27 protein-coding genes are annotated in these 26,471 nt (G+C 63.9%); 9 read left to right on the top strand and 18 right to left on the bottom strand.

Annotation, left to right across the window (positions count from 1 at the left end; translation table 11 throughout):
• Positions 1–16: 16 nt before the first annotated feature.
• The 3 genes from leuC to CLU94_RS20555 form a co-directional block, all read right to left on the bottom strand.
• Entirely contained in the window at positions 17–1,420 is a 1,404-nt protein-coding gene (gene leuC / locus CLU94_RS20565) for a 3-isopropylmalate dehydratase large subunit (RefSeq protein WP_099666990.1), read from the bottom strand.
• Positions 1,421–1,699: 279 nt separating this feature from the next.
• Positions 1,700–3,589, bottom strand: a complete 1,890-nt coding sequence (locus CLU94_RS20560) for a chemotaxis protein CheA (protein WP_099666989.1) — start codon at positions 3,587–3,589, stop codon at positions 1,700–1,702.
• Positions 3,589–4,455 (bottom strand): protein phosphatase CheZ, encoded by an 867-nt coding sequence (locus CLU94_RS20555; RefSeq protein WP_099666988.1) that lies wholly within the window; start codon positions 4,453–4,455, stop codon positions 3,589–3,591. Before CLU94_RS20555 ends, CLU94_RS20560 begins: the two co-directional genes overlap by 1 nt.
• 466 nt (positions 4,456–4,921) lie before the next feature.
• Between CLU94_RS20555 and CLU94_RS20550 the strand changes: the two genes are divergently transcribed.
• The 6 genes from CLU94_RS20550 (at position 4,922) to CLU94_RS20525 (ending at position 9,458) form a co-directional block, all read left to right on the top strand.
• Positions 4,922–5,389 carry a universal stress protein gene (locus tag CLU94_RS20550; RefSeq protein ID WP_099666987.1) on the top strand — a complete coding sequence of 156 codons (468 nt, stop codon included), beginning with the start codon at positions 4,922–4,924 and terminating at the stop codon, positions 5,387–5,389.
• A 154-nt stretch (positions 5,390–5,543) separates the two neighbouring features.
• Positions 5,544–6,188, top strand: a complete 645-nt coding sequence (locus CLU94_RS20545) for a response regulator (protein ID WP_034783426.1) — start codon at positions 5,544–5,546, stop codon at positions 6,186–6,188.
• Positions 6,189–6,528: 340 nt separating this feature from the next.
• Positions 6,529–7,335: a Crp/Fnr family transcriptional regulator gene (locus CLU94_RS20540; protein ID WP_035821063.1), complete on the top strand. Its 807-nt coding sequence runs from the start codon at positions 6,529–6,531 to the stop codon at positions 7,333–7,335.
• A 248-nt stretch (positions 7,336–7,583) separates the two neighbouring features.
• A complete protein-coding gene (gene hemP, locus CLU94_RS20535; RefSeq protein ID WP_034750559.1) occupies positions 7,584–7,781 on the top strand; it encodes a hemin uptake protein HemP in 198 nt (65 codons plus the stop codon).
• An 85-nt stretch (positions 7,782–7,866) separates the two neighbouring features.
• Positions 7,867–8,193 carry a hypothetical protein gene (locus tag CLU94_RS20530; protein WP_099666986.1) on the top strand — a complete coding sequence of 109 codons (327 nt, stop codon included), beginning with the start codon at positions 7,867–7,869 and terminating at the stop codon, positions 8,191–8,193.
• Positions 8,194–8,231: 38 nt separating this feature from the next.
• The gene (locus CLU94_RS20525) at positions 8,232–9,458 is read left to right on the top strand and encodes a DUF2325 domain-containing protein (RefSeq protein ID WP_099666985.1); all 1,227 of its coding nucleotides are present in this window, start codon (positions 8,232–8,234) and stop codon (positions 9,456–9,458) included.
• A gap of 13 nt (positions 9,459–9,471) precedes the next feature.
• On the opposite strand, the gene CLU94_RS20520 is transcribed toward CLU94_RS20525, so the two are convergent.
• From CLU94_RS20520 to CLU94_RS20495, 6 genes are all read right to left on the bottom strand, one after another.
• Complete coding sequence (locus CLU94_RS20520) at positions 9,472–10,023, bottom strand: glutathione peroxidase (protein WP_099666984.1); 552 nt, start codon at positions 10,021–10,023, stop codon at positions 9,472–9,474.
• Between the two features lie 72 nt (positions 10,024–10,095).
• A complete protein-coding gene (locus CLU94_RS20515) occupies positions 10,096–11,460 on the bottom strand; it encodes a sulfite reductase subunit alpha (RefSeq protein ID WP_099666983.1) in 1,365 nt (454 codons plus the stop codon).
• 12 nt (positions 11,461–11,472) lie between these two features.
• A complete protein-coding gene (locus CLU94_RS20510; RefSeq protein ID WP_099666982.1) occupies positions 11,473–12,504 on the bottom strand; it encodes an FAD:protein FMN transferase in 1,032 nt (343 codons plus the stop codon).
• A 30-nt stretch (positions 12,505–12,534) separates the two neighbouring features.
• The gene (locus CLU94_RS20505; RefSeq protein WP_099666981.1) at positions 12,535–13,359 is read right to left on the bottom strand and encodes a DUF4198 domain-containing protein; all 825 of its coding nucleotides are present in this window, start codon (positions 13,357–13,359) and stop codon (positions 12,535–12,537) included.
• Positions 13,360–13,369: 10 nt separating this feature from the next.
• Positions 13,370–13,885: a DUF2271 domain-containing protein gene (locus CLU94_RS20500; protein WP_099666980.1), complete on the bottom strand. Its 516-nt coding sequence runs from the start codon at positions 13,883–13,885 to the stop codon at positions 13,370–13,372.
• A 33-nt stretch (positions 13,886–13,918) separates the two neighbouring features.
• Positions 13,919–14,572 carry a PepSY-associated TM helix domain-containing protein gene (locus tag CLU94_RS20495; protein WP_077407567.1) on the bottom strand — a complete coding sequence of 218 codons (654 nt, stop codon included), beginning with the start codon at positions 14,570–14,572 and terminating at the stop codon, positions 13,919–13,921.
• A gap of 273 nt (positions 14,573–14,845) precedes the next feature.
• Here CLU94_RS20495 and CLU94_RS20490 point away from each other — a divergent pair, with 273 nt between their 5' ends.
• Positions 14,846–15,343: a pyridoxamine 5'-phosphate oxidase family protein gene (locus tag CLU94_RS20490; protein ID WP_099666979.1), complete on the top strand. Its 498-nt coding sequence runs from the start codon at positions 14,846–14,848 to the stop codon at positions 15,341–15,343.
• A gap of 134 nt (positions 15,344–15,477) precedes the next feature.
• Here the strand turns inward: CLU94_RS20490 and CLU94_RS20485 are convergent, their stop codons facing one another.
• From CLU94_RS20485 to CLU94_RS20450, 8 genes are all read right to left on the bottom strand, one after another.
• Positions 15,478–15,741, bottom strand: coding sequence for a hypothetical protein (locus CLU94_RS20485; protein WP_077407571.1), 264 nt, complete (start codon positions 15,739–15,741; stop codon positions 15,478–15,480).
• Between the two features lie 200 nt (positions 15,742–15,941).
• The gene (locus CLU94_RS20480; protein WP_099666978.1) at positions 15,942–16,310 is read right to left on the bottom strand and encodes a KGG domain-containing protein; all 369 of its coding nucleotides are present in this window, start codon (positions 16,308–16,310) and stop codon (positions 15,942–15,944) included.
• Between the two features lie 353 nt (positions 16,311–16,663).
• A complete protein-coding gene (locus tag CLU94_RS20475) occupies positions 16,664–17,062 on the bottom strand; it encodes an MAPEG family protein (RefSeq protein ID WP_099666977.1) in 399 nt (132 codons plus the stop codon).
• Positions 17,063–17,111: 49 nt separating this feature from the next.
• Positions 17,112–20,516, bottom strand: coding sequence for a hybrid sensor histidine kinase/response regulator (locus CLU94_RS20470; protein ID WP_099666976.1), 3,405 nt, complete (start codon positions 20,514–20,516; stop codon positions 17,112–17,114).
• The gene (locus tag CLU94_RS20465) at positions 20,513–21,637 is read right to left on the bottom strand and encodes a hybrid sensor histidine kinase/response regulator (RefSeq protein ID WP_099668411.1); all 1,125 of its coding nucleotides are present in this window, start codon (positions 21,635–21,637) and stop codon (positions 20,513–20,515) included. The genes CLU94_RS20470 and CLU94_RS20465 overlap by 4 nt, the downstream gene beginning before the upstream one ends.
• A gap of 106 nt (positions 21,638–21,743) precedes the next feature.
• A complete protein-coding gene (locus CLU94_RS20460) occupies positions 21,744–22,352 on the bottom strand; it encodes a chemotaxis protein CheB (RefSeq protein ID WP_099666975.1) in 609 nt (202 codons plus the stop codon).
• 1 nt (position 22,353) lies between these two features.
• Positions 22,354–23,187: a CheR family methyltransferase gene (locus tag CLU94_RS20455; RefSeq protein WP_034783398.1), complete on the bottom strand. Its 834-nt coding sequence runs from the start codon at positions 23,185–23,187 to the stop codon at positions 22,354–22,356.
• A gap of 130 nt (positions 23,188–23,317) precedes the next feature.
• A complete protein-coding gene (locus tag CLU94_RS20450; RefSeq protein WP_099666974.1) occupies positions 23,318–24,304 on the bottom strand; it encodes an aldo/keto reductase in 987 nt (328 codons plus the stop codon).
• 89 nt (positions 24,305–24,393) lie between these two features.
• Between CLU94_RS20450 and CLU94_RS20445 the strand changes: the two genes are divergently transcribed.
• Both CLU94_RS20445 and CLU94_RS20440 read left to right on the top strand, forming a co-directional pair.
• A complete protein-coding gene (locus CLU94_RS20445) occupies positions 24,394–25,284 on the top strand; it encodes a LysR family transcriptional regulator (protein WP_257218894.1) in 891 nt (296 codons plus the stop codon).
• Between the two features lie 68 nt (positions 25,285–25,352).
• Positions 25,353–25,862 (top strand): GAF domain-containing protein, encoded by a 510-nt coding sequence (locus CLU94_RS20440; protein WP_099668410.1) that lies wholly within the window; start codon positions 25,353–25,355, stop codon positions 25,860–25,862.
• On the opposite strand, the gene CLU94_RS20435 is transcribed toward CLU94_RS20440, so the two are convergent.
• Positions 25,863–26,459, bottom strand: coding sequence for an O-methyltransferase (locus CLU94_RS20435; RefSeq protein ID WP_180278714.1), 597 nt, complete (start codon positions 26,457–26,459; stop codon positions 25,863–25,865).
• Positions 26,460–26,471 lie beyond the last annotated feature (12 nt).

Raw genomic sequence — 26,471 nt, 5'->3', positions numbered from 1 at the left:
ACGCAGTTCCCTTAATTCATCGCAAGCCCCGCACGTCGACAAAGTGGCCGGCGATACCTGCCGCGGCCGCCATCGCGGGCGACACCAGGTGGGTACGCCCGCCCTGCCCTTGCCGGCCTTCGAAGTTGCGGTTCGACGTGGACGCGCAGCGTTCGCCCGGTTCCAGGCGGTCCGCATTCATGGCCAGGCACATGGAGCAGCCCGGCTCGCGCCACTCGAAACCGGCATCCTTGAAGATGCGGTCGAGTCCCTCGCGCTCCGCCTGGTCCTTGACCAGGCCGGAACCGGGCACCACCAGCGCCAGCGAGACGTTCGAGGCGCGGTACTTGCCGCGCACCACGGCCGCTGCCGCGCGCAAATCCTCGATGCGCGAATTGGTGCAGGAACCGATGAAGACCTTGTCGATGCGGATGTCTTCGATGGCCGTGTTCGGCTTGAGGTTCATGTAGACGAGCGCCTTTTCCATCGCATCGCGCTTGACGCTGTCTTTTTCCAGGTCGGGGTCCGGTACGCGGCCATCGACGCCGATCACCATCTCGGGCGACGTGCCCCAGGTCACTTGCGGCACGATGTCTTGCGCGTTCAGGGTGACGACGAGGTCGAAGCGGGCGCCCGGGTCCGAATGCAGGGTGCGCCAATAGGCCACGGCACGTTCCCAGTGCGGACCGGCCGGCGAAAACGGGCGGCCCTTGACGTAATTGATGGTGGTGTCGTCCACGCCGATGATGCCGGCGCGCGCGCCCGCCTCAATGGCCATGTTGCACACCGTCATGCGGCCTTCCATCGACAGGGCGCGGATGGCCGAGCCGCCGAACTCGATACAGTAACCCGTGCCGCCGGCCGTGCCAATCTTGCCGATGATGGCCAGCACGATATCTTTCGCCGTCACGCCGGCAGGCAAGGCGCCGTCGACCTGCACCAGCATGGATTTGGATTTCTTTTGCAGCAAGGTTTGCGTGGCCAGCACATGTTCCACTTCGGACGTGCCGATGCCGTGCGCCAGCGCGCCGAACGCGCCGTGCGTGGACGTGTGCGAATCGCCGCAGACGACCGTCATGCCGGGCAGGGTCGCGCCCTGCTCGGGGCCGATCACATGCACGATACCCTGACGCTTGTCGTTCATGTTGAAGTAGGTCAAGCCATAGTGCCGGGCGTTCTTGTCCAGGGTTTCCACCTGCAGGCGCGAGACCGGGTCGGCAATGCCGTCGACCCGGCTGGTGGTGGGCACGTTATGGTCGGCCACGGCCAGGTTGGCGGAAATGCGCCACGGCTGGCGGCCCGCCACGCTGAGACCATCGAAGGCTTGCGGGCTGGTGACTTCGTGCAGCAGGTGCCGGTCGATGTACAGAATTGTCGTGCCATCATCTTCGGCCCGAACAACGTGGGATTCCCAAAGTTTGTCGTAAAGCGTCTTCATCATGATTTATGCAGCGTTGCCACAGCCTGTGTTTAAGTGATCTGTCTACTGATCGGAGGGATCGGCAATGATTATGCCATATATTGTGCATTGCAGAACCAAAAGCCGCCCCAGCGTGGGATGGGCGATACAAAATTTGGCGCGCTTTGCGGATATGACGAAAAAATTGCTGATACGAAAATCCGCCAAAATGCCGGCGGGGCGAATAAAAATCGAAAAAAGCCGAAAAAAAAGCCCGCTGCAGAGGTCTGCAGCGGGCTGGATGTGAACTGGCCTGTGTTGTTAGGCAGCCATGCGCACACTTCCCCTGCAACCATCCATCAGGAAAGATAGGCCCACGACTAGCACCAGCTCGCCCTCGGCCGAGCGGGCCGTGCCCGTGATGCCTTCCACGGTGATGGCCGTCATCGGCTTGATCACGAGGTCGGCCGTGCCATCGACGGCTTCCACGGCGAGAATGTACGGCTGTGGCGCAGCGACAACAATGCCGACGCGCTCGCTGCACGACTCGTAGCCCAGCGAACCGGCCAGCGACCGCACGGGCAATGGACGGCCCTGGTCTTTCAGCACGGGCGCGCCGCCCACTTCCATGAAGGTTTCCGGCAATTCGACGACGCGCTGCACCACGGCCATCGGCAGCGCCAGCGCGGCGCCCGAGGTCGACACGAGCATGGTCGGCACGATCGACAGTTCGATCGGCAGGCGGATGGCAAATTTGGTGCCCTTGCCCAGCGCCGACTCGATGTGGATGGCGCCGCGGTTTTTCTCCACGGCCGTTTTCACCACGTCCATGCCGACGCCGCGCCCGGAGACGCTGGAGGCCACTTCCTTGGTCGAGAAGCCCGGCAGGAACACCAGCTGGAAGCATTCGTCGTTGCTCAACTGCGCGTTTTCGCTGATCAAGCCCTTTTGCTGGGCCTTGCTGCGCAGGAAGGCCGGGTCCATGCCCTTGCCGTCATCCTGCAGCACGATCATGACACTGTTGGCTTCCTGCCATGCCTTCAGTGAAATATACGATTTGGCGGGCTTGCCGGCAGCCAGGCGCGCTTCCGGCGATTCGACGCCATGGTCGAGCGAGTTGCGCAGCATGTGCACGAGCGGATCGTACAGGCTGTCGACCACCACGCGGTCGACTTCCGTCTCCGCGCCTTCGATGGTCAGTTCGACATCCTTGCCCAGATCCTTGGCCAGTTCGCGCACCAGGCGCGGGAATTTCTGGAACAGGCGGCCGACGGGCTGCATGCGCGTGGCCAGGGTGGCCCGCTGCAGTTCCGTCGAGTAACGCGAAGCGCGTTCCAGGGTTTCCGCCAGGGTCGCCATCAAGGTGGCGGCCTGGCCTTCGAATTTGAATTGCAGCAAGCGCTCGAGCAACACGGCAGCCTGGTTGGCGGCCTGCACGGATTCGCCGGCCACTTCCAGCAAGGCGTCGAGCTTGACGGCGTCGACGCGGATGCTGTCTTCCTTGACGGGCGCGGCATGGCGCACTTCCGGGCGCTCTTCGCGGCGTTCGGCGCCATCCCAGGCCTTGGCGGCCGGTTTGGCGGCGGCAGCAGCGGCAGGCGCGGCGGCCACGACGGCAGGCGCAGCGGCGACGGCGGACACCGGTGCGGCAGCCACGCGGCTGCCCTCGGGCACGACGGCGTTATACATGCCTTCCCAGTCCAGGCCATCGGCGCCGGCAGTGACCGCGACAGCGGCAGGCGCGGCTGCAAGCACTTCAGCGACCTCGGCAACGGGCGCGGCCGCTTCCGCCGCCACGGCGGCGGCAGGCGCAGGCGCGTCCATGCCCTTGCCTTCGATGGCGTTCGTCAGGATGTGTTCCAGCTCTTCCGGCATGGCCGGCAAGCTTTCCGGCGCGGCGCCGTTCGCCAGTTCCGTCAGCTGGTCGGCCACGAAACCGGACGCTTGCAGCGCCGCCTCGATGGCGATCGGCGTCACGGGCGCGGCGCCCGTGCGCAAGGCGTCGAACAGATTTTCCGTCAGGTGGCAGGCCGCCACCAGCGCAGGCAGGCCCATGAAACCGGCGCCACCCTTGATGGTGTGGAAGGAACGAAACACGGCATTCAGTGTTTCCTTGTTGTCAGGATCACGCTCGAGGCGCAATAAGTGCTCTTCAACATTAACCGCAAGATCCATCGCCTCAACGACGAAATCCTTGAGCATATCGTCCATTAGAATCCCAAATCCGCAAGAAGGTCGTCTACATTATCCTGGTCCAGCGCCACCGACGGCACGGACGGGCCCTGCATCAGCGGCACCGGCTTTTGCGCCAGTTTTTCGCGCACCTCGGCCGGCGCGTTGTCGCGCAGCAGCTGAGCCAGCTCGTTTTCCACCGTCTTGGTGATGTTGACCACTTTTTTGATCAACTGGCCCGTGATGTCCTGGAAGTCCTGGGCCATCATGATTTCCAGCAAGCGGGCTTTTTCCGCTTCCGTCGCTTCGGCAACGGCTTGCGCGAACTGGCGCGAATCGCCGGCCAGGGCCTTGAATTCTTCCAGGCTCAGCTTGCCGTCGAACAGCGCCGTCCAGCGGCCGTCCATGTCCTTGGCCTTCTTCGACAGCACGTCCTGTGCCGGCATGCCTTCGTCGAGCGTGTTCAAGACCTTGTTGGCGGCCTGTTCCGTCAGGGTGGCGACATATTCCAGGCGATCCTGGGCGTCGACGATCTGCGACGACGCTTCCGTCAACGCCTTGTCGTAGCCCAGTTCGCGCAGCGAATCGTGCAGCAGGCGCACGATGCCGCCCAGGCGCTCGAACATCGGCTTGTCGGACTGGTCGACCGGGTCGGCCGCTTCGCCAGGCGCGTCGGCGCCGGCCACGGGGGCCGCTTCCGCTGCGGCTGGCGCGGCAGCCACCGGCGCCGCTGCGGCTGCCGGTATGGCGGCGCTGGCCGACACGGAGTCGAACAGCGCGTCAAAATCGTCATCCGCGATCACGGCGGGAGCGGGCGCGGCGGCAGGCGCCGGCGTGGCTGCGGCCGCGCTTTGCGCGGATACTTCATCGAATAATGCATCGAAATCATCAGCGGCGTTGGTCATATCCCTGCTTCTCCATAATTTGTCAAAATTCCGCCTGAACTGTGCGTTTTACAGACTGATACCCACAATTTCTCGATTAAGATGATTTGAGGCAATACCGCTGCGATGGTGCGAGTGTAGCAGGGCGCCGCCCTGTTGGTAAATCTCAAAACGCGCTTCCTGGTGCAAAGCGGGTCCGCAAGAGCTTTTCCGCCAGGAAATAAGTGTTCCTGCTGTTGTATTTTGAAATACTACCATTGGCGTGCGTGCAAGACCACGCGCGACACAAGAAATCCTGCCCTCAAGCGCCTGCGCAACGGCGCCAGACGGACCCTGCCGCAGCTAAACACGATCTTTCTGCCAATGTTGTCTATACTGAAGGTGCAGTAGTATTGATAATTATCAAGTCTTTACATGAATACAATGCTGCCGCCACGTCTACAATAAGAGGCGTTGCGCGCGCTGAGTCACTGCCAAAGGACCTGCCATGTATAAGAAAATTCTGATCGCCACGGACGGCTCAACCGTCTCCAACTTGACGGCCTGTGCCGGCGTTGCCTTTGCCGAACAAATGCACGCCGACATCCTTGCCGTGTATGTGGCGCCCGAGTACCAGTACCCGGTGTACATCGAAATCATTCCGCCGAGCTATCCCAGCGAAGAGGAATACCGCGTCGCCATGCGCAAGGCGGGCGCCGACCACTGGCAACCCGTGCTCGACGCGGCTGCCAAGCGGGGCTTGCAAGCGACGGGATTGACGGCCTTTTCCGACAGCCCCGCCCTGAAAATCGTGGAAGTGGCGCAATTGCAGCAATGCGACCTGATTTTCATGGGTTCGCATGGCCGCAGCGGCTGGGGTCAGTTGCTGCTGGGCAGCGTGACCAACAAGGTGCTGTCGCACTCGAAATTGCCCGTGCTGGTACACAGGCTGATCAAGGAACCCCCGACAAAATAAGGGGTCACATGGCCACGGGGGCCGCCGCACCGGCACATCGCAAGAAAAGGCACAGTGCGGCCGCTTCGGTTAAAATGACAACGTTTCTCGTTTCTCAACATTTGATTGTCCGGTGACGGACAGAGCAGATTACACGCCACCAGATTGCCCGCCTATGATACGTATTGTGATTGCCGACGACCACACCATCATGCGTGAAGGATTGAAGCGCATCCTTGACGGCGCGCCGGATATCGACATCGTGGGTGAAGCCATCGACGGTTTTGAAGTACTCAACCATGTGCGCCAGGGCGGCTTCGACCTGTTGCTGCTCGACCTGTCGATGCCGGGCCGCAGCGGCGTCGACCTGATCCGGCAAATCCGCAGCGAGGCGCCCAAGCTGTCCATCCTGATCCTCACCATGCACGAGGAAGAGCAGTATGCGGTGCGCGCCATCCGCGCCGGCGCGCAAGGCTATCTGACCAAGGAAAGCGCGGGCACCCAGCTCGTGGGCGCCATCCACAAGGTGGCGTCGGGTCGTCCCTACATCAGCGCCGAGGTGGCGGAGCAGCTCGTGCTCAACATCATGATGCCGAATGAAAGCTTGCTGCATAAACAGTTGTCGGACCGCGAATTCGAAGTCTTTTCCCTGCTGGTGGCAGGCAAGTCGATCACGGAAATTGCCAACAACCTGCATCTGAGCGTCAAGACGGTGAGTACGCACAAGACGCGCATCATGCAAAAGATGGGCATGAGTTCGCTGTCTGAAATGGTCCAGTATGCCGTGGCGCACCGCCTGCTCTCCCCCTTCAAGACCTGAATACGGCGACGCGCGCCCGCGCGTCGACTGTAGGAACAATCCTACTTCATCTACCACAGCTCCTACTGCCATATTCAGCCACTGCTGATATTAATTGCATACGCTTGTTGGCATACTGAAACCAGTAATCAAGTTGCTGGAAAGTTATTTCATCACACAGCAAGTCTTCAGCGAATTGAGCATTACCTGCCCGAACGCGCGCCGCCGGCCCACGCCTGCCCGCCGTCCCGTGCACCCCGTCATTCAACTCTGAACTACCTGTCACCAGGAGATGAACATGCTGTCCACGCAAATGCCCGACACCCGCGCCGCCTCACCATCGCTGGCCCCCTCCGCTCCGATGGAAGCGGGACGCCAGCGCCAGGGCCGGCTCTGGTCGAACCTGAAGGAGGTGTGCGACCTGCTGCATATCTCCAGCGCCTGCACCATCGCCGCCGACGAACTGCTGTTCCAGCACGTGCAATTCAAGACGGGCCAGCGCGTGCACACGATCGGCCAGCCGTTCGACACCCTGTACATCGTCAATTCGGGCTTCCTGAAAACCGTGCTCATCGATGAATTCGGCAATGAGCAGGTGCTCAGCTTTCCCATGAAGGGCGACATGCTGGGCGTCGACGGCATCCATTCGCGCCACTATTCCTCGGAAGCGGTGGCCCTGTCCGACTGCGACCTGATCCTGCTGCCGTTCAAGAAACTCACGGCGCTGGGTCGTGTCCACCTGGAACTGGAAAATGTCATGTACGGCGTGATGAGCCGCGAACTGGTGCGCGAGCAAGCCATGATCGGCATGCTGGGCGCCCTCAGCGCCGAAGCCCGCGTGGCGCGCTTCCTCGTCTCGCTGGCCGACCGCTTTGCGCAGATGGGCTATTCGAGCAAGCTGTTCAACCTGCGCATGACGCGCCACGAAATCGGCAGCTACCTGGGCCTGACCCTGGAAACGGTCAGCCGCACCTTGTCCGCCTTCAATGAAATCGGCCTGATCACGGTTGACCAGCGCACCATCGGCATCAAGGATCCGGACGCCCTGAAAACCCTGCGCCGCCTGCCGCCGTCGCGTTCGCGCGCCAAGCAGCTGGCCGCCGCCAAGCTCAAGGCCGACACCACCGCGGCCGCCAGCGCCTCGGCGCAATTGCTGGCCACCATCTAGCCCCATCCCGATTTCCTCAAGCTTGGCACAGGCTTGACCCGGCCAAGGCGCACTGCCTTGCCGGGTCTTTTTTGCTGCCGCCCCCTTCCGCGCCGCGCCAGCGGCCGCCTTTGCGCAGCACTCTCTCCCACGCTGCCGTCCCACCGTAAAAAAGCGCGGATTCCGCACAAATAAGCCTTGCTTTTCGGGCCACATTCAACAATAATGCAAATACGAATCATTCTCAACTGAGACAAAGAAAGCCCAACATGCAAAGCTCAAAACCAGCCTTGATCCAGGATGCCGCTACCGCCCACGTCCGTCCTCCCGTCAGCATGGCCCAGCCGGCGCGCCGCATCACCAGCGAAGCGCTGCTGCAGCAGGGCCGCGAAGTGGAGATTGAGCACAGCGGCAAGATCTATCGCCTGCGCGTCACCCAATTGAACAAGCTGATCCTGACTGCCTGAAGCAGCACGGCAGCCAGTCACCACACTCGCCAGCCAGTCGCGCCCCGTGCGCGCAGCCAGCCAAACCACCGCACAGGAGTGTTTGATGGCGAACGACCGACCTTCCCCGATGTTTCCTCCTCCGCAAGGCCAACAGCCTGAATTGCTGCTGTCGGCCGTGCTGCACCTGATGTCGCACTACCATGCGGGCAGTCCCTGCGAGAAACTGGCGGGTGTCATCGAACGCCATCTGCAAGTGCTGTCAAACTCGCCCGGCCTGGGCCCCGTGCTGCAAGCGACCTGCCAGCAACTGTCGCAGCAATGGGCTGCCCTCGTGGCGCTGCACCGGCCCGCGCCGCCCAGCACCAGCTGGCTTGAGCGCCTGGCACGCATGCTGAGCGCCAAGCGCCCCGCCTCGCCCCTGCCGCAATAATTTCTTTTCCATCCCCCATCGCCCAACAGGATATCGCCATGTGTGACAAAGACCAGTCCCTGCCCGTCATCAGCAATTGTTCCAGCGGCGGGGCCGAACCGGCCGCGCTCGCTTCCCGCCGCCGCCGCCTGTGGGAACTGTCGCATACCTGTCATTGCCCGCTGGTCGGCGTGGGCTTGCCCCTGGGATACCTGCGCAAGCTGGTGGGCAAGATGACGGGCGGGCGCGTGCTGGCCGACGATTACGAAGTGCACGTGGGCGCCGTGACGGAGTGCGGCGCGCGCAACCGCCTGTCCGAAGCGCTGCAAAAGGAACTCGAACGCCGCTACGCCCCCGTGATCCTGCGCTTTCGCGGCGCCAAGACGACGGAGCAAGTGGCCGAGCTGTGGCGCACGGCCGTCGCCAACGGCGACGTGTCGGGCGCTTTCTGGGCCGGCCTGACGCACCCGCGCTGCGACGCCGAGCTGGAAGAGCAGATGTGCAGAGACTTGCACATGATCCAGCACCAGGCCGGCGCCTGCGTGCGCGCCGACATGGGCAAGTTTACGGCCTTGCAGGAAGAAAATGCGCGCCTGACGCACGAACTGGCCAAGCTGCAGCAGCGCAGCCAGGCCGCACTGATGGAAAAAACGGGCGAACTGGAACGCCAGGAAGCCGTGCTGCTGCGCACGCGTGCCGAAGCGATCGGCAAGGACAGCGTGATCGACGGTTTGCGCGCGGAACTGGCGCAATTGCAGGCGGCCATCCCGGCGCTGGAATCGCGCACGCGCCTGGTCGAACGCCTGGCGCAAATGGATGAGCGCGAAAAGGAATTGCGCCAGCAAATCGCGGATTTGAAGCAAGCCCAGCCACGTCCGACCGCGGCCGTGCCGCCACCGGCGCCGAAGCTGGAAGTGCCCACGGGCGGCAAGCTGAAAATGCCGATCCGCCTCGTCGATCAAAGCGTGCTGTGCGTGGGCGGGCGCAGCGGCAATGTCGCCACCTACCGCGCCCTGATCGAGCGGGTCGGCGCGCAATTCGCCCACCACGACGGCGGCCTGGAAGACAATGCCAACCTGCTCGATTCGAGCCTGGCGGCGGCCGACCTGGTGATTTGCCAGACGGGCTGCATCAGCCACAGCGCCTACTGGCGCGTGAAGGATTATTGCAAGCGCACGGGCAAGCGCTGCGTCTTCATCGACAACCCCAGCATCTCCAGCCTGGCACGGGGCTTGCAGGAAGTCAGTGGCGAGATGGAGCCGGCCGCGCTGGACGCCGCCGACTAAGCCGGGCCTAAACTTAGGCCTGCAACTCGCGCGCGATCGCTTCGCGCAAGAGCGCATCATCGACCGTGGTGTCGGGCGCGAAACGCCCCACCACCTTGCCGTCCTTGCTGATCAAAAACTTCTCGAAATTCCACAGCACGTCGCTCGGCTGCTCCTGCGTGATGCCGTAGCCGGCCAGCTTGGCGCGGAAATCGCTGCCCGGCTTTTCCTGCGCCCGCGGCTGCTCCTGCACCAGGCGCTGGTACAGCGGATGCTGGCCCGGCCCCTTGACGACGATCTTTTCAAACATGGGAAATTGCACGCCAAAGGTGCCGCGGCAAAAGTCGGCGATCTCGGCATTGCTGCCCGGTTCCTGCGCGCCAAATTCATTCGCGGGAAAACCGGCCACCACCAGGCCCTCGGCCTGCTTGTCGGCGTAGAGCTTTTCCAGTCCTTCGTATTGCGGCGTCAAGCCGCAGGCGGAGGCGACATTGACCACCAGCACGACCTTGCCGCGATAGGCATCCAGGCTGGTGGGTTCGCCATTGATGCGGCGCAAGGGAATGTCGTAAATACTGTCGCTCATGATGTGTCTCCTCGGCGGATCAAACAATCATGATAGCCGTGTGTGCGCGAACGCGCTGGCGGCGTCAACAACTCAGTAGACGTCGCGCCGGTAGCGCCCTTCCGCTGCCAGCGCGTCGAGCGCGGGCCGTCCCAGCATCTCCTGCAGGGCCTGGTCGACGCCGCCCGCCATGCCGGCCAGGCTGCCGCAAATATAGATGGCCGCGCCCTGCTGCAGCCACAATTTGACTTCATCGGCATTGCCGCGCAAGCGGTCCTGCACGTAGGTCCGCTCCGCCTGGTCGCGCGAAAACGCCAGGTCCAGGCGCGGCAAGTCGCCGCTGGCATGCCAGTGCTCAATTTCCTCGCGATAATGGAAATCATGGGCCGCATTGCGTTCGCCAAAGATCAGCCAATTGCGCCGCTGCCCTGCCAGCACGCGGCTTTTCAAATGGCCGCGCAAGCCGGCGATGCCGCTGCCGTTGCCAATTAAAATCAGGGGACGCTGGGCATTGTCTTCCAGGCGGAAACGCCGGTGCTGGCGCAAGCGCAGTTGCACCACGTCACCGACAGCGGCCTGCGCCGTCAGCCAGCCCGAGGCCAGGCCCAGGCTGCCGTCGGGATGCGCATGCTGGCGCACCAGCAAGTGCACGCCGCCGTCGTGCGGAATCGAGGCGATCGAATATTCGCGCGGTTGCGCAGGATCAAGCGGCGCGGCCACCTGCACCAGGTCGCCCGACTGCCAGTCAGGCAGGCTGCCCGCCAAGGGCGCCAGTTCCACGTGATAGATGGGGCCGCCGGCGCTGCCGGGATTGAGCAACTGCCGACGCATCAGGCGCCAGTCGCCGAATGCGGGCGCGCTCCAGTCGGGCGCGTCGCTGGTGCCGGCCAGGTGGCTCAGGTGCTGGAACCATTGCTCGATGGTGGCGCTGGCGCTGCGGTCGACTTCGATGCGCTCGAACAGGCGCGAGGCGCCCTGCTCCGCCAGCCAGGCATCGAGCGCGCGGCCGAAGCCGCAGAACTGGCCATAGCTGCGGTCGCCCAGGGCCAGCACGGCGTAGTGCAATTGCGGCAGCGCCAGCTCTCCCGTCATCAAACGGCCCATGAAGGCGGCCGCATTGTCGGGCGCATCGCCTTCGCCATACGTGCTGACCAAAAACAAGGCCCGTTCCGCTTGTTGCAGATCCATGGCCGTGAGGTCGGCCAGCGCGCACAGGCGCACGGGAATGCCGGCCAGTTGCAGGCTCTGCGCCGTTTGCGTGGCCAGTTCCTCGGCATTGCCCGTCTGGCTCGCATACGCCACCAGCCAGGCGGGACTGTTGGCCAGCGCCGCCTTCGCGGCGTCGGACGCGCGGCGCCTGGCGCGCGCGCGCAGCCAGGGAGCCAGGCACACGCCCGCATAACTGAGGGACAGGGCGGCCAGCAAGGCCAGCCGCGTCGTATCGTGCGTAAAAATCATGGAATCAATCGTTCATTCGTCGAGCATGGCCAGCATGTGGCTGCTCAGCGTTTCATGGTAGCCATCGCCGTCGCGCTGCAGGAAGCGCGCGGCCAGGCCCTGCTCGTCGGCCAGCGCCATGCCGGCTTCCGGGCCCAGCACCGTCAAGGCCGTCGACCAGGCATCGGCCGCCATGCATTCGGTGTGCACGACGGTGACGGAAGCGAGTTGATTTGCAATCGGCATGCCGCTGCGCGGATCGATGGTGTGCGAGAAACGCACCGTGCCATCCTCGAAGAAACGCCGGTAATCGCCCGATGTCGCCACGGACAAGCCGTGCAGCGCCAGCAGCATTTCCGGCGGATGCTGCGCATTATCGGCAACGCCATCGACCTGCTCCAGCATCACCCACCACGGCTGGCCGTCGGGCTTGCTGCCGGCGCCGCGCAGCTCGCCGCCCACTTCGACCAGGTAATGGTGGATGCCCTGGCTGTCCAGGTAGCGGGCCAGGCGGTCCACGCCATAGCCCTTGGCCACGGCGGACAAATCCAGCTGCAAGCCGCCCGGCTGGCGCGCGCGGCGGGCCGGCAAGTCCAGTTCCAGGCGGCGGCGCTGGCGCTGCGCCAGCAGCAGCGCCACGGTATCGTCTTTCGGCGGCAGGAAGCCGGGCTCATCGTAGCGCTTGCGGGGGCCGAAGCCCCACAGGTTGACGAGGGTACCGGCGCACGGGTCATACGCGCCGCCGGACGCCTGCGACACGTGCATGGCAAAGCCCAGCACCTCGCAAAAGGCGGCGGGCAGGCTGTGCCAGCTGCCGGGCTCGGCCCGGTTGAAGCGGCCCAGGTCCGAGTCCTCGTCCCAGTGGCTCATTTGCGCTACAACAAGATCCAGCTGCTGCTGCAAGCCCTGCTGCAGGTCGGCGCTGCCCGCGCGTCCCGGCATGGCGGGTTCCAGCAAGCGCACCGACCAGCTGGTGCCCATCGACAGGCCGCGCAAGTCCCGGATCGCGGCGCCGGGCGGCGCGACCTGATCGGAAATATGCTGCGGCAGCAGGACCCGGCGCATCGGCGCTCTCGCTCGCGAAGGTGCCGCCGCTTACTGCGGCAGTACTTCCACGGAAGCCGCGTAGGTGGCGCGGCGCTCCGGCATCACGGGCGGCTGGCCGGCCACGGCTGGCGCGGCCGCTGGCCAGGTGCTGCTCAGGTAATACATGCCGGCGGCCGGCACGGTGAACGTGATCTCGCCCTTGGCATCCGTGCTCTGGCGGATTTCACCCAGCACGCCACGATAGCGCACGCCGCCTGGCACCAGGCTGAACGCCTGGTTCGCCGCCGGCTTGCCATCGATCAAGAAACGCCAGGTGGCTTTCTCGCCCGCGCGCAAGTCGTTCGGGTGCGTCACCGGCACGAATTCCAGGCCCACGCCCGTCGGTTTGAATACTTCCGTGCTGGTTTCGCCATTGCTGAAGAAAGTTTCCAGGCGCGCCGCCGTGCGCGTGATTTTCACGTCTTTCGCGTCGGCCGGCACGTCTTTCTTGAAGGTTTCCTCGTTGCCGCGGAATCGCTTCTGCTCGCCGTTCACGGTGTAGCTGCCCATCACGTTTTGCGACACGATGGCCGCCTTGTACGTGCCCGGCTTTTCCATTTTCACGTCGAAGACGCTGCGCAAACGGCCCGTCAGCGTATTTGCTGGCGCGACCTTGGCACCGTCCGGGCCGATGACTTGCAGCGCATCCAGCCGCAGCGGCTGGTGGTCGATCTCGAACAGGCCGTCGGAGACGGCGGCATCCACCGTCACCCAGGCGTCCTTGCTTTCCACCATCGTGCTCGATGGCACCATCCAGCCGCGGTGGGCGTGGGCGTTCATGGCCAGGCCAGCCAGGGCCAGGGCGATCAGGGGTTTGTTGAATTGCTTGAACATGGGGTGCGCCTTATGGTTTGAGTTGGACGACGACATTACCGAGTTCTTCCTTGCCTTTGGCAGGCACGGACTGGGCCGATTTCAGCGGCCACTGGAACGGCACGCGCACCAGTTCGCGTCCGCCCGCTTCGCGCGCCGCTTCCACCACCACCTGGTATTCGCCGGCCGGCAACTTGTCAAGCAAGGCCTTGGCGCCAGGGAAGGTCAAGGTATGTTCGCCCGGCGCACGCGTGGCGCCGCTGACGCCGTCCACGGGCATGGCCAGGTCACGGCCGCTCTTGCGCCACCATTGGCGCATGTCCTTCAGCCACTTCTCGCCGGCCTTGTCTTTCTTTTTCACGTCGTACAGCACGGCCAGGTTGCCAACCACCTTCTGGTCCGCCGTTTCCAGCCACGCCGCCACGTAGGGACGGTGGTATTCCGCCACGTTCAATTGCGGGAGTTCAAGCTTGAGGGACAGGTCGGCCGCCATCGCCGACGTACCGATCAGGGGAAGGCCAAGCGCCAGGGTGTAGCGTAATTTCATGGTGTGCCTGTAAAAAAGTAAGAGTAAAAACGATCAGTGAATAAACAGCAAGGCGATCGCGCAGGGTATCAAGATACCGAGGCCAACCATCGGCCAGGTAAATGGCCGGTTGGCCGCGTGGAACTTCAAAATCAATAAGCCCGTCAGGCAAAACACGATGCAGGCGCCGGCAAAGATGTCGATGAACCAGCTCCAGGCCACGCCCGTGTTGCGGCCCTTGTGGACATCGTTGAGCCAGGAGACCCAGCCCCGGTCCGTTAATTCGTATTCGGCGGCCCCGTCTTCCAGGCCGATGCGCACCCAGGCGTCGCCACCCGCCCTCGGCAGCGGCAGGTAGACTTCGTCGATCGACCATTCGGCGGGACGGCCGCCCGCATTGAGCGACCACTGCTGCTTGAGCCAGGCTTCGGCGTCGGCCGGCATGGGCGCATTGGCGCCATCGTGCTTGGCGGCATACGCGGCCAGTTGCGTGACGAGGGGTGCCGGCAACGCCGCCTTCTGGCGCGTGATCGCCGGCTTGGCTTCGATCTGGCCGGCGTGGTTCAAGGTGATGCCGGTAATGGCGAACAGAAACATGCCCAGCAGGCAAAGCGCTGAGCTGATCCAGTGCCATTGATGCAAGTTCTTCAGCCAGACGGCGCGGCTGGCGTTGTTCTTGGCCTTGTCTGCTGCGCCCGCATTACCCATCGAGCGCTCCCGGCAAGGAGCGGGCCAGGTGGCGCGACAAGTCAGTGTGCTTCATTCCCATCCTTCAATCAAAGTTCATGCCTCATTTTCAAACAAATGATAATGATTATCATTTATTAAGTCAATACATGGGGCGCCCCGCCGGGCCAGCGTTTTGTAACAGCTTTGAAACATGGCGCGAGGCAGGCAGTCGCCACTACGTAAGCTGCCGTACAGAGCCGCCTGCCGCGCCCGCCTATGCTGTTGTTCAGGACAACCATCAAGGGAGCACCCATGCAAGCATATTCCAGCGAACAACTGGCCAGCATCGCGGCCAGGATCAAGGACGTCAAATTCGGCATGCTGACCACCAGCGATGACATGCGCACTCTCACCAGCCGGCCACTGACGCAGCAGCAGGTGGACAGCGAAGGGCACATCTGGTTCTTTGTCTCGGACGAAGCCGCCTACACGCGCGACTTGCTGAACAATCCACAAGTCAACGTCAGCTTTGTCGACACGGGCGACAGCCTGTATGTATCCGTCTGCGGTCACGCGCAGTTGCTGAAGGACCGCGCCAAGGCGGAAGAATTGTGGAACCCGCTGCTAAAAGCCTGGTTTCCGGGCGGACTCGACGATCCGAAGCTGTCGCTGATCAAGGTAACGATACAGTCAGCCGAATACTGGGATAGCAGCGCCAGCAAGATGATGCAATTCTATGAAATGGCCAAGGCCGCCATCACGGGCGAACCGCCAAAGGATCTGGGCGAACACGGACGGGTCGACCTGTAGCCGGGTCGCCAGTCTCACCCCCGGCGGCAAGCAGGCGACATTGTCCACGCGCAAGGGGAAACGGCCAGCCGCCGTGCGCGAACACGCCCGGCGGCTGGCCCTGCGGAAATTATCAGACAGTCAGGAAGGGAAGCTCAGACGCCCGTACTGCCCGTGGTGTCGGGCGCATCGTCGGCGCTCTGCCGGCTTTGCCCGGCGGAGCCGGACTGGTGATGCGGCAAGCGGTCGGCGCGCCGCACTTCGCCGATGGAAAACAGATCGTCGCCGATATCGAGGCCTTGCTCGCTATCGACCAGTACAAAGTTTTCGGCCGAGTCGGCCGTGCTTTGCTTGCTGCCCGCCGTGGATGGCGTGCCGCCCTGGCTATTGCCCGGTTGCGGCGTATTCGCGTTGCCCATTATCTTCTCCCTGATCATCAATGCGAGTTGACTGCGCGGCGATTGCCAGGCGATTGCACCTTGCCAGCGCAGCTATTTCATCATAGTCCATGCCTGCTGCATTGCATCAAAATTTTGCGGCGACCGGACAGATGCGGCCATGGCCAGCGGCGTGCCTGCCGCTGGCCATGGTCACCGCTACCGCTCATTACCACTTGCTGCTACTTGTTGCGCGACCCCGCGGACCCCGAACCCGACCCTGCGCCGCCGCTTTGCTTGTTGCCACTGTCGCGGTTGCCCTCCTGGTTCATGCTGGCATTGTCGCGCGTACCGCTGGAGCTGGAGGCGCTTTGCCGGCTGGCATCGTTCTTGTGGCTTTGGCTGCCTGCGCGGCGCGCCTCTTCCGACGTGAATTCATGCGCCGTGCCCTTTTCATGCGCGGCACGTCCGCCTTCGCTGGCGATTTCGCGCTGCTGGGCGGGGTCCATGGAAGCGAAACCCCGTTTGCTGGTATCGCTTTGCTTGCTGCCGCCGCTACTGCTGCTACTGGTTTTACTACCTTGCTGTTTATTGTCGCTCGATGTGGCCATGATGATCTCCTTGATCGATGGAATCAGAAACAGTGCAAACCATGCAATTCTTTCCCCTCGCATGGCAAGGGAACCGTCATCTTAGTGCGCGCATGGGGTGCAAGAAATAGGAGGATGCCAAGAGCGCATGTAGGATGAGTCCCGCCCGTGGTGGCGCAGTTACTTTCAGTTTTCCACCAAAAGTACCAGATACTCAGCAGTTAGCGGGTAGTAGGTAGCTTAGCGGGCGCCGCACGCGCCGTGCGCAAGGCAGCGCACGCGGCCAGCCGCCAGGGCGGCCGGAGAACGGCGGCATCGGAACTTGCCGCGCATCGCCTCGGGCGCGCGGCCGCGGGACGCCAGCGGCGGGGAATTCAGGAAGCGAAGAGGATGGCCCAGAACAGCATCAGCAAGCCGGCAATCGATACGCACCACACGAGCGTGCGCACGACGGGCACGCCAAACGCATACAGGGGCAAATACAACACGCGCGCGGCCAGGTACAGGGCGGCGCCATACAGGGTCAGCGCGCTTTCCTGCGCCGTCACGTGGGCGATCAGCACGGCGGCGGCGAACAGGGGCAGGGTTTCGAACAGGTTCGCCTGGGCCCGCTGCAAGCGGCCCGTGATCTTGCCCACGGGCGGGCCTTCGCCGTCGCGCGCGCTCACGTTATACGCCGTGCCCGTCTCGCGCGTGCGAAACAGTGCGGGCAGCAAAATTTGCACCAGCGCCAGCACGAGGGTACAGGCCAGCATCGTCAGTTCAGGAGTCATGCCTTACCTCTGCAGGGTGGGACAGGCTGGCCATGCCGGCGCATGCCCGTCAGGGTTGGTCGAGTGCCGCTTGCAACTCCATCAAATCATAGGGCTTGCGCAAGACGCTGGCGGAAAAGCCCAGCTCATCCATCGATTCCTTGCCATAGCCGGTGGAAAAGATGATGCGCATGTCCGGTTTATCGCGCAGCACCATGCGTGCCAGCGCGATGCCGGACATGCCGGGCAGGCTGACATCCGTAAACAGGATATCGAAGTCTTGCTCGTTGAGCAACTCCCACGCCGCCTCGCCATCGGACACGCCGCTGACCGTGTGGCCCAGCATGCCCACCAGCTCGCACACCATCAGCTGGGAATCGAGATTGTCTTCCACCACGAGTATCTTCATCGAAGTCGGCATGTCCCCCTGCGGCACCAAAGCATGGCCCGTCAAGTCCAGCCCCGGTGTGCCGCCTCCCAGCACGCTGGCCGCCGTGCTGCCGCTTGCCAGCGTGCCGGCCACGGGTGCGCCGGACCGTTCGAACTGGCGCGCGCGCATTTGCTGCTGGCGGTTGGCCAGCACATGGCGCAGCTTGCGCGCCAGCTCTTCGCGCCGGTATGGCTTGCTGAGCAATTCCACCCCCGCATCGAGCCGGCCTTCGTGCACGATGACATCCTGCGCATAGCCCGAGGTAAACAAGACGGCGATATCGGGCTGCAGCTCGCGCGCCTGGCGCGCCATCTCCGTGCTGCTGACGGGACCGGGCATGATCACGTCCGTAAACAGCACATCGATCTGCGCACCGCTGTGCAGCACGGCCAGCGCGCTTTCGCCATCCTCGGCCTTGAGCACCTTGTAGCCGAGCGCGCCCAGCATGTCGACCACGGTGGTGCGCACGCCCACGTCGTCCTCCACCACCAGCACCGTTTCCGTGCCGCCCGTGACGACGCCGCTCAATTCCAGTTCCTCGTCCGCTTCGGCCATCAGGGATCGGGGCAAATAGATTTTGACTCCCGTGCCCACGCCAGGTTCACTGTAGATGCGGATATGGCCACGGCTTTGCGTGACGAAGCCGTACGCCATCGACAGGCCCAGGCCCGTGCCCGCGCCTTCCGGCTTGGTCGTGAAGAACGGTTCGAAGGCGCGCTGCAGCACGGGCCCGCTCATGCCGCGGCCCGTATCGGTCACCGACAGCATCACGTACTGGCCCGCCGGCACGTCGACCAGGTTGTGCACATACTGTTCGTCGAGCACGACGTTGCCCAGTTCGATGGTCAGCTTGCCCACGCCATCCATGGCGTCGCGCGCATTGATGGCCAGGTTGAGGATGACGTTCTCGATCTGGCTGCGGTCGACCAGGGTATTCCACAGTCCGCCGCCGCCCACCAGCACGATGTCGATCGCTTCGCCCAGGGCGCGCCGCAGCAACGCATCCATGTTGCGCACCACGCGCGTCAGGTCGGCCACCACCGGTTGCAAGGGCTGGCGCCGCGCAAACGCCAGCAGGTGCGACGACAGCTTGGCACCCCGCTCGACGGCGGCGATCGCCGTGTCCAGGCGCTGGCGCATGAGGCCATCCGTGCCCGCCAGGTGCTGCAACAAATGCAAATTACCGGAAATGATTTGCAGCACATTATTAAAGTCGTGTGCGATGCCGCCCGTCAACTGGCCCACGGCTTCCATCTTTTGCGCCTGGCGCAAAGCGTCTTCGGCCTTGGTGCGCTCGTTCACTTCCTGTTCGACCCGGTGTTCCAGCGTTTCGTTCAATTCATGCAGCGCTTTTTCCACGCGGCGCCGGTCCGTGATGTCCGTCTTGACGGCGATCAAGGAACGCGTATGACCCTGCTCATCGACCAGGCGGCTGACATTGCTCGACACCCACACTTGCGAGCCATCTGGCTTCAGGTAGCGCTTTTCCAGCGAGAACGATTCGCCCGTTTCCACCAGGCGCTGGAACAGCACGCCGTTGCCAGGCACGTCCGCCGGATGCATGATGTCGTTCATGTTTAGGCTCAGCAGTTCTTCGGCGGAACGTCCCAGCATGCGGCACAGGGCGCCGTTGACACGCTGGAAACGACCATCGAGGCCCAGCTCGGACAAGCCCACGGAAGCCTGCCCGAAAATGGCCGCCATGCGCTCCTGGCTGGCGTTGAGTTCATCCTCGATCTGGCGCCGCTCCGTCACGTCGAACGACACGCCCACGTAGCGGCGCTGGCCCGGCACGCGGCCGGCCACTACCTCGCCCTGGCGCGCGATCCAGCGCAGCGCGCCATCGGCGGGACGGCGGATGCGGTATTCCACGTATTCGAGGGGATTGGGCGCCAAATCCAGCTTGCTGGGTCCGACCTTTTGCTGGTCGCGCGCATCGACCAGGCTCACCAGCAGGCGCTCCGTCACTTCCGTCTCGTCGGCAATGCCCCACAGGCGGCGGAAGGTGGGCGACACCAGCATCGCGCCCGTCTCGGGGAACCACTCGAAGGTGCCGATGCCGCCCGCCTGCTGGGCCAGGCGCAACCGCTCCTCGCCTTCCATGCGCTCGGTGACATCAATGCCTTCGACGAGGATGCCCGTGACCGCGCCCTCGTCATCCTTGATGGGCTGGTAGACGAAATCGATGTGGCGCTGGCCCGTCTGCCCGTCCGCCGTCTGCAAATCCACTTTGACCTGGCGCCCTTCGTAAGGTTCGCCCGTGCGGTAGACCTGGTCGAGCAGCGCGATGAAACCTTGCGCCTTGACTTCGGGCAAGGCCACTTCGACTGTCTTGCCCAGCAGCTCAAGTTCGGGGCGTCCGACCAGGCGCAGATAATGTTCATTCGCCAATTCGAACACGTGCTGCGGCCCGCGCAACATGGCCATGAAGCTGGGCGCCTGCTGGAACAGGGCGCGCAGCAGCGCGCGTTCCTCGCCCAGGCGGCGGTTGGCCGCGCGCACGGCCTCGCTCTCGGCTTGCAAGGTGGTATTGAGCTCGCCCAGTTCGGCCGTGGCCAGTTTCAGCTGGCGCCCCTCCTCCATGCGCGCCGTCAATTCCAGCGCCGTGCACAGCACGCCATCGACCTGGCCGCCGGCGCCATGCACGGGCGTGTAAAACAGGTCGAAGCAGACATCCGCGTGCTGTCCGCCGCGCAACAGCGGCAGGCAGCATTCGCGGTGCACCTGCGTCTCGCCGCGCAATCCCGCGTCGAGGATGCGCGCGTTCCAGTCCCAGATTTCGGGCCAGACGGCCGGCACCGTACCGCCCAGCGCCGCCGGATGGCGCGCCCCGGCGATCTGGATGTAGTCGTCGTTGTAAATCATCACATGCTGCGGGCCCCACATCAGCACCATCGCCATCGGCGAATTGAGGACGATGTCGACGCTGGTGCGCAAATTGGCGGGCCAGCCATCGAGGGCGCCCAGGCTGGTGGCGGACCAGTCGCGCTGGCGCACCAGCTCGCCCATGCTGCCGCCGCCGCGCGGCCAGGCTGGCGCGCTCATGTGGCCAATCCCGCTTGCACGCGCACCTGGCACTGGCGCGGGATGCGCACCGTCGCCAGCGTGCCCTGCGCGTCCGTCGAACTGAGCTCGACCGTGCCGCCATGGGCCTTGACGAACATGTTCACCGTGTACAGGCCCAGCCCCAGGCCCTGCCCCGTCCTGCGCTTTTCGCCCGCCTGCTGGAACGGCTCGAACAGGGTCGGCAGCAAGGCGGCGGGAATGACGCCGCGATTGGCGATGCGCAATTCAATGCTGTCGGCGTCGCGTCCGTCGAGGGCCAGCTGCACCGGCGCGCCCGCCTCGCCATGCGTGAGGGCGTTGCATAGCAGATTCGAGATGACTTGCGACAGCAAGCCCGCGTCGCATTGCCCGTGCAGCTCGCCAACACTGCTGAGCTCGACAAGGGGCGCCTGGCCGGCCGTCTCGAATTCCTCGACGATGGCGCGCGCCAGCGCCAGGTAATCGTGCGTGCTGCTGCGCAACTCCATCGTGCCGGAACGGATGCGCGCCAGGTCCAGCAACTGGTCGACCATGCGCGCCATGCGTTTGGCGCTGCTTTCGATGCGCTGCGCCGTGACGATCACCTTCGGGTGGTCGCTCATCATCGGCAACAGCATGGCGCCGTTCATCACCACCGACAGGGGCGTGCGCAAGTCGTGGCCCAGCACGGCCGTGAACAGTTCATTCAGGTGCAGCGCATGCTTGAGCTCGTCGAGCTGGGCCGACAACTCGCGTTTCTGCTGGTACAGCTGGACCAGCACGGCCACCTTGCTTTGCAAGGCTTTCACGTCGATGGGTTTGTACAGGAAATCGACGGCGCCCGCCTCGTAGCCACGGAAACTGTAGCTCGGTTCGCGCGACGCGGCCGTGAGAAAAATCAAGGGAATGCTGCGCGTGCGCTCGCTGCCGCGTATCAGCTCGGCCAGCTCGAAACCATCCATCTGCGGCATCTGCACGTCGATCAGGGCCAGCGCCACGTCATGCGTCAACAGTAATTCCAGCGCCTCGGCGCCCGAGCCGGCCTTCAGGATGACAATACCGGGCCGCGCCAGCACGGCTTCGGCGGCGACCAGGTTTTGCGCGATGTCGTCAACGACGAGGATATGGATAGGGGCGGTCACGGAATCATCTTCAGGCATCGCAACGGCAAGATGCCATCGTGTTTCGATATGGACATAAACATTGTTTCAATTCTCACATATATTACACGCACTACACCATTCCCATTCACTTGTGTTCACCATCGCCGAGCAAGGCCAGGCTGGCAGCCATCTGCGGCAAATCGAGCACGCGGTCGGCGCCGGCCCGCTTGAGCGCGGCGGCCGGCATGATGCCACAACTGGCCAACTGCGGGTCTTGCACCCAGGCACTACCGCCCAGCTGCCGCACGCGCGCCAGGCCCGCCGCGCCGTCGGCCGAGGCGCCCGTCAGGATGATGGCCAGCATGGCGCGCCGGTAGGCGTACGCGGCTGTTTCCAGCAAGACATCGATGGATGGACGCGAAAAATACACGGGCGCTTCCTGCGACAGGGAAAAGCTGCCATCGGGTTCGACTTGCAAATGGTAATCGGGCGGCGCGAAATACACGGTGCCGCCCTGCAAGGGTTCCTTGTCCTGCGCTTCGCGCAAGGGCAGCTGGCAACGTTCCGCATACAGCTGCGGCAACTGGCTCGAGCGGCCCGGCGCCAGGTGCAGCACCACCACCACGGCCGCGCGGCAGGTGGCGGGCAAGGCGCGCAGCACGATGCCCAGCGCTTCCACGCCGCCGGCCGAGGCGCCGATGGCGATCAAGCGCAGGCCGGCGGGCGGCGGCGCGACGTCGCAGGTCGGCAACATGTCAGGCACGCTGGAAGATGCGTTCAGCCGGGCTCAGCTCGTTGAAGCTGGCCGCATGGCGGCTGAAATGCAGGCTTTCCTTCATGCCCAGGCCCAGGAAGCCCCGGTTCACCAGCGCTTCGTGGAACAGGCCCAGGCTGCGGTCTTGCAAGTCTTTATTGAAATAAATCATGACGTTACGGCAGGAAACCATGTGCACCTCCGAAAACACGCTGTCCGTCGCCAGGCTGTGGTCGGCGAAGACGAACTGGCGCCGCAAGCGCCGCTCAAAGATGGCGCCCTTGTAGGCCGCCGTGTAATAGTCGGACAGCGAGCGCTTGCCGCCCGCCAACTGGTAATTCTCGCTGAACTGGGCGATGCGCTCGATCGGATAAATGCCCGCTTCGGCGGCGGCCAGCGCTTCCACATTGATGTCGGTCGCGTAAATCATGCTGCGTTCAAGCAAGCCTTCCTCTTCCAGCAAGATGGCCAGCGACCACACCTCTTCCCCGCTGCTGCAGCCAGCCACCCAGATCTTGATGGAAGGATAGGTATGCAGGATGGGCACGACTTTTTCGCGCAAGGCGCGAAAATATGCAGGATCGCGGAACATCTCGCTCACTTGCACCGTGAAAAACTGCAGCATCTGCGCGAACATGGCCGGCTCGTGCAAGATGCGGTCCTGCAACTGCGACAGGCTGGCGCAGCCGAAGCGCTCCATGGCCTGGCGCATGCGCCGGCGCAGCGACGCCACCGAATAATCGCGGAAATCGTGCTGATATCTCAACAAGATTCCCTCAAGCAACAATTTCAGTTCTATATCGAAAATATCGTCATCTAACAACATCCACCTCATCGGATACCTGAGCGTTGAACACAGTGCAACACACACCATGCAGTCACTGCCAAATGCTAGCAGATCGCCGGCGATTATCCCGCAAGGAAAGTGTCAGTTAGGTACGCTGGCGTACACTGCGCCATCTTTTTCAGGCATTCACGCCCTTCATGCCTTCCTCCGTGTAACGCGCGCCCGCCGCCATGCCCAAGGGAAAGGCGGCATTCATCGCCGCCAGTTCCACGCCGTCCAGCCGCACGGCCAGCGCGCCCAGGTTGTCGTGCAAATACGCGATGCGCTTGGTGCCGGGGATGGGAATGAGGTCGTCCCCTTGCGCCAGCAGCCAGGCCAGCGCCAACTGGGCCGGCGTGCAGCCTTTTGCGCGCGCGAGGTCCCGGACCTGCGCGACGATGGCCTGGTTGCGCGCCAGGTTGTCGGATGAAAAACGGGGATTGAACTGGCGGAAATCTCCCGCGTCGAGACTGGCCGCATCGGCGATGGCGCCCGTCAGGAAACCGCGCCCCAGCGGGCTGTAGGCAAAGAAGCTGGCGCCCACGTCGCGGCAGGCGGCCAGCACGCCCTGCTCCGGTTCGCGCGTCCACAGCGAGTATTCGCTCTGCACGGCCGCCACGGGGCAAAGCGCCGCCGCGCGCCGCAAGGTGGCGGCGCTCACTTCGCACAGGCCCACGGCGCGGATCTTGCCCTCTTGCAGCAGCTGCGCCAGCGCACCCATCGATTCCTCCAGCGGCGTCTCCAGGTTCAGGCGGTGCAGGTAGAACAGGTCGATGGCATCCACGCCCAGGCGCGCCAGCGACGCTTCGCACGCCTGGCGGATGTAGGCGGGGGAATTGTCGACGCGGCGCGCATAACTGCCCGCCTCGCGCGCCAGGCCGCACTTGGTGGCGACCAGGGCCTGGCCGCGATGGTTGCCCAGAAATCGTCCCAGCAATTGCTCGTTGTGGCCAAAGCCGTAGGCGTCGGCCGTGTCGAACAGGGTCACGCCCGCCGCCAAGGCCGCTTCCAGGGTGGCCAGCGATTGCGCCTCGTCCGTGGCGCCATAAAATTCCGACATGCCCATGCAGCCCAGGCCCAGTGCCGAGCTGGTCAAGCCGCTATTGCCGATGCGTCGTTGTTGCATGCTGCTCTCCTCACGTGTTGACTCGATGCAGCCAGTCTAGGCCGTGCCGGCCGGCGGGGGAATGGGCGATTTCGTGATACCTTTCTGGTATGAGAGCCCTCGATACCCATGCCTTGACCCTGTTTTGCGCCGTCGCCCGCTGCCTGAACTTCCGCCAGGCGGCGGAGCAATTGCACATGACCCAGCCGCCCCTGTCGCGCGCCATCAAGACGCTGGAAGAGCGGCTGGGCGCGCGATTGTTCGAGCGCGACACGCAGGGCGTGGCCTTGACGCAGGCGGGGCATACCTTGTTGCCGCAGGCGCTGCACATCCTCGATTTGCTTGATATTGCGCAAACGTCGCTGCGGCAAGACAGCGCGCCCGCGCGCCTGCGCCTGGGCTTGACCAGTTCCGTGGCGGCCGGCCTGTTCCGGCCCTTGCTGGCAGCGCTGGAAGGGCAACTGGGCAGTATCAGCCTGGAACTGACGTCCGCTCCCTCGCCGCGCCTGGTAGCCGGCGTGCGCAAGGGCCAGCTCGATGCGGCCCTGCTGGCCTTGCCCAGCGCCACCTTCGAGCTGGCCGTGCAGCCGCTGGCGCACCAACCCATGATGCTGGCCCTGCCCGCCGGGCACCGGCTGGCGAAAAAGCGCAAGCTCAGCCTGTTTGACATCGCCCAGGAATCCGTCTACTGGTTCGAACGGGCGCGCCAGCCCGCCTTCTTCGACCATTGCCAGATAGTTTTCCGCCGGCATGGTTTCGCGCCCGTCTTCCTGCGCGAAGCGCCCGACCACCATGTGCTGCTCGGCGACGTGGCGGCCGGCAAGGGCATGGCCCTGCTGGCCGACTCGTTCCGCGCGCTGCGCCTGGCTGGCGTGGTCTACCGGCCATTGGTGGAAGGTGAGGAATTGGCGGCCGGCATCGGCCTGGCCTGGCGGGAAGACCACGGCCATGCGGCCCTGCCCCTGCTGCGCCAGCTGGCGCAAGAACATTTGAAAAAGTGAAGGCCGCGCACGGATGCGCCAGACACGCTACCATGGCGCCTTCCCCATTTTTCAGCGCCACCACGACCATGACGTTTACCATCAGCGACGCCGCCTACGGCACCGATACCCCCGCAGCCAAGCACGCCATGTATGCGGACCTGCGCTCGCAGCTGCAAGGCTTGCTGGCCGGCGAGAGCGATTTTATCGCCAATACGGCCAACTTCAGTTCGCTGGTCTTCAACACGATGCCGGGCCTCAACTGGGCCGGCTTTTACTTCCTGAAAGGCGAGGAACTGGTGCTGGGACCGTTCCAGGGCAAGCCAGCCTGCATCCGCATCAAGAAGGGCCGCGGCGTGTGCGGCACCACCGTGGTCGAAGGCAAATCGATCGTTGTGCAAGATGTGCACGCGTTTCCTGGCCACATCGCCTGCGACGTCAATTCCCGCTCGGAACTGGTGGTGCCCTTGTTTGCGCAGGGTCAAATCATCGGCGTGTTCGACCTCGACAGCCCGCTGGTCTGCCGCTTCGACGACGTCGACGCGCAAGGCGTCGAATCGCTGGTGCGCGTGCTGGAAGCGGCTATCGTTGCCGAATAATCAGTTGCCCGCCTTGACGGCGATGAATTCGCCCTTGCCGACCGTCGCCAGGCACGCCGTGTAGCGGCTGTCGGCGCGGATGGCGTCGATAAAACCGGCCATGTCCGCGTAGTGCGAACTGGCGTTGTCGACCACCAGCACGCCGCCCGCCGCCAGCACGCGGTCCAGCTGCGGCCACCAGGACTCATATTGCTGGCGCGCGGAATCGAGGAAGATGAAATCGTAGGCACCGTCAGCCGCATCGCGCAGCACGTCGCCCGCGTCCGCCAGCAACTGGCCAATCACGCCTTGCAGTTGCGCGCGCACAAAGTTGGCATGCGCCATGTCGAACTTGTCCTGCGCCTTTTCCACCGTCACCACGCTGCCGCCCAGCGGCTGTACCGCGCGCGCCAGCCACAGGGTGGAATAGCCGTTCGAGGTGCCGATTTCCAGCACCCGCCGCGCACCGCGCGCGTGCACCAGCACGGCCAGCAATTCGCCCGTATCGCGCGTGATATTGAGCATGCGGCTGGCACGCTCCGTATGCGCCGCGTCATTGGTGTTACCGAATGCTTCCAGTTCGCTTAACAGGGTATCGAGGGTATCGATGCTGTGCATGCCGCCTCCTTG

This window comes from Janthinobacterium sp. 13 (assembly GCF_002749695.1).
GTDB classification, from domain to species: domain Bacteria; phylum Pseudomonadota; class Gammaproteobacteria; order Burkholderiales; family Burkholderiaceae_D; genus Janthinobacterium; species Janthinobacterium kumbetense.
Note: the sequence above shows the minus strand (reverse complement) of the source record. Positions and strands in the feature narration are given on the sequence as shown.

Coding starts and splice junctions, on each gene's coding strand:
- leuC (WP_099666990.1), bottom strand. CDS start 1,420: ATGATGAAGACGCTTTACGACAAACTTTGGGAATCCCACGTTGTTCGG.
- CLU94_RS20560 (WP_099666989.1), bottom strand. CDS start 3,589: ATGGACGATATGCTCAAGGATTTCGTCGTTGAGGCGATGGATCTTGCG.
- CLU94_RS20555 (WP_099666988.1), bottom strand. CDS start 4,455: ATGACCAACGCCGCTGATGATTTCGATGCATTATTCGATGAAGTATCC.
- CLU94_RS20550 (WP_099666987.1), top strand. CDS start 4,922: ATGTATAAGAAAATTCTGATCGCCACGGACGGCTCAACCGTCTCCAAC.
- CLU94_RS20545 (WP_034783426.1), top strand. CDS start 5,544: ATGATACGTATTGTGATTGCCGACGACCACACCATCATGCGTGAAGGA.
- CLU94_RS20540 (WP_035821063.1), top strand. CDS start 6,529: ATGGAAGCGGGACGCCAGCGCCAGGGCCGGCTCTGGTCGAACCTGAAG.
- hemP (WP_034750559.1), top strand. CDS start 7,584: ATGCAAAGCTCAAAACCAGCCTTGATCCAGGATGCCGCTACCGCCCAC.
- CLU94_RS20530 (WP_099666986.1), top strand. CDS start 7,867: ATGGCGAACGACCGACCTTCCCCGATGTTTCCTCCTCCGCAAGGCCAA.
- CLU94_RS20525 (WP_099666985.1), top strand. CDS start 8,232: ATGTGTGACAAAGACCAGTCCCTGCCCGTCATCAGCAATTGTTCCAGC.
- CLU94_RS20520 (WP_099666984.1), bottom strand. CDS start 10,023: ATGAGCGACAGTATTTACGACATTCCCTTGCGCCGCATCAATGGCGAA.
- CLU94_RS20515 (WP_099666983.1), bottom strand. CDS start 11,460: ATGATTTTTACGCACGATACGACGCGGCTGGCCTTGCTGGCCGCCCTG.
- CLU94_RS20510 (WP_099666982.1), bottom strand. CDS start 12,504: ATGCGCCGGGTCCTGCTGCCGCAGCATATTTCCGATCAGGTCGCGCCG.
- CLU94_RS20505 (WP_099666981.1), bottom strand. CDS start 13,359: ATGTTCAAGCAATTCAACAAACCCCTGATCGCCCTGGCCCTGGCTGGC.
- CLU94_RS20500 (WP_099666980.1), bottom strand. CDS start 13,885: ATGAAATTACGCTACACCCTGGCGCTTGGCCTTCCCCTGATCGGTACG.
- CLU94_RS20495 (WP_077407567.1), bottom strand. CDS start 14,572: ATGGGTAATGCGGGCGCAGCAGACAAGGCCAAGAACAACGCCAGCCGC.
- CLU94_RS20490 (WP_099666979.1), top strand. CDS start 14,846: ATGCAAGCATATTCCAGCGAACAACTGGCCAGCATCGCGGCCAGGATC.
- CLU94_RS20485 (WP_077407571.1), bottom strand. CDS start 15,741: ATGGGCAACGCGAATACGCCGCAACCGGGCAATAGCCAGGGCGGCACG.
- CLU94_RS20480 (WP_099666978.1), bottom strand. CDS start 16,310: ATGGCCACATCGAGCGACAATAAACAGCAAGGTAGTAAAACCAGTAGC.
- CLU94_RS20475 (WP_099666977.1), bottom strand. CDS start 17,062: ATGACTCCTGAACTGACGATGCTGGCCTGTACCCTCGTGCTGGCGCTG.
- CLU94_RS20470 (WP_099666976.1), bottom strand. CDS start 20,516: ATGAGCGCGCCAGCCTGGCCGCGCGGCGGCGGCAGCATGGGCGAGCTG.
- CLU94_RS20460 (WP_099666975.1), bottom strand. CDS start 22,352: ATGTTGCCGACCTGCGACGTCGCGCCGCCGCCCGCCGGCCTGCGCTTG.
- CLU94_RS20455 (WP_034783398.1), bottom strand. CDS start 23,187: ATGAGGTGGATGTTGTTAGATGACGATATTTTCGATATAGAACTGAAA.
- CLU94_RS20450 (WP_099666974.1), bottom strand. CDS start 24,304: ATGCAACAACGACGCATCGGCAATAGCGGCTTGACCAGCTCGGCACTG.
- CLU94_RS20445 (WP_257218894.1), top strand. CDS start 24,394: ATGAGAGCCCTCGATACCCATGCCTTGACCCTGTTTTGCGCCGTCGCC.
- CLU94_RS20440 (WP_099668410.1), top strand. CDS start 25,353: ATGACGTTTACCATCAGCGACGCCGCCTACGGCACCGATACCCCCGCA.
- CLU94_RS20435 (WP_180278714.1), bottom strand. CDS start 26,459: ATGCACAGCATCGATACCCTCGATACCCTGTTAAGCGAACTGGAAGCA.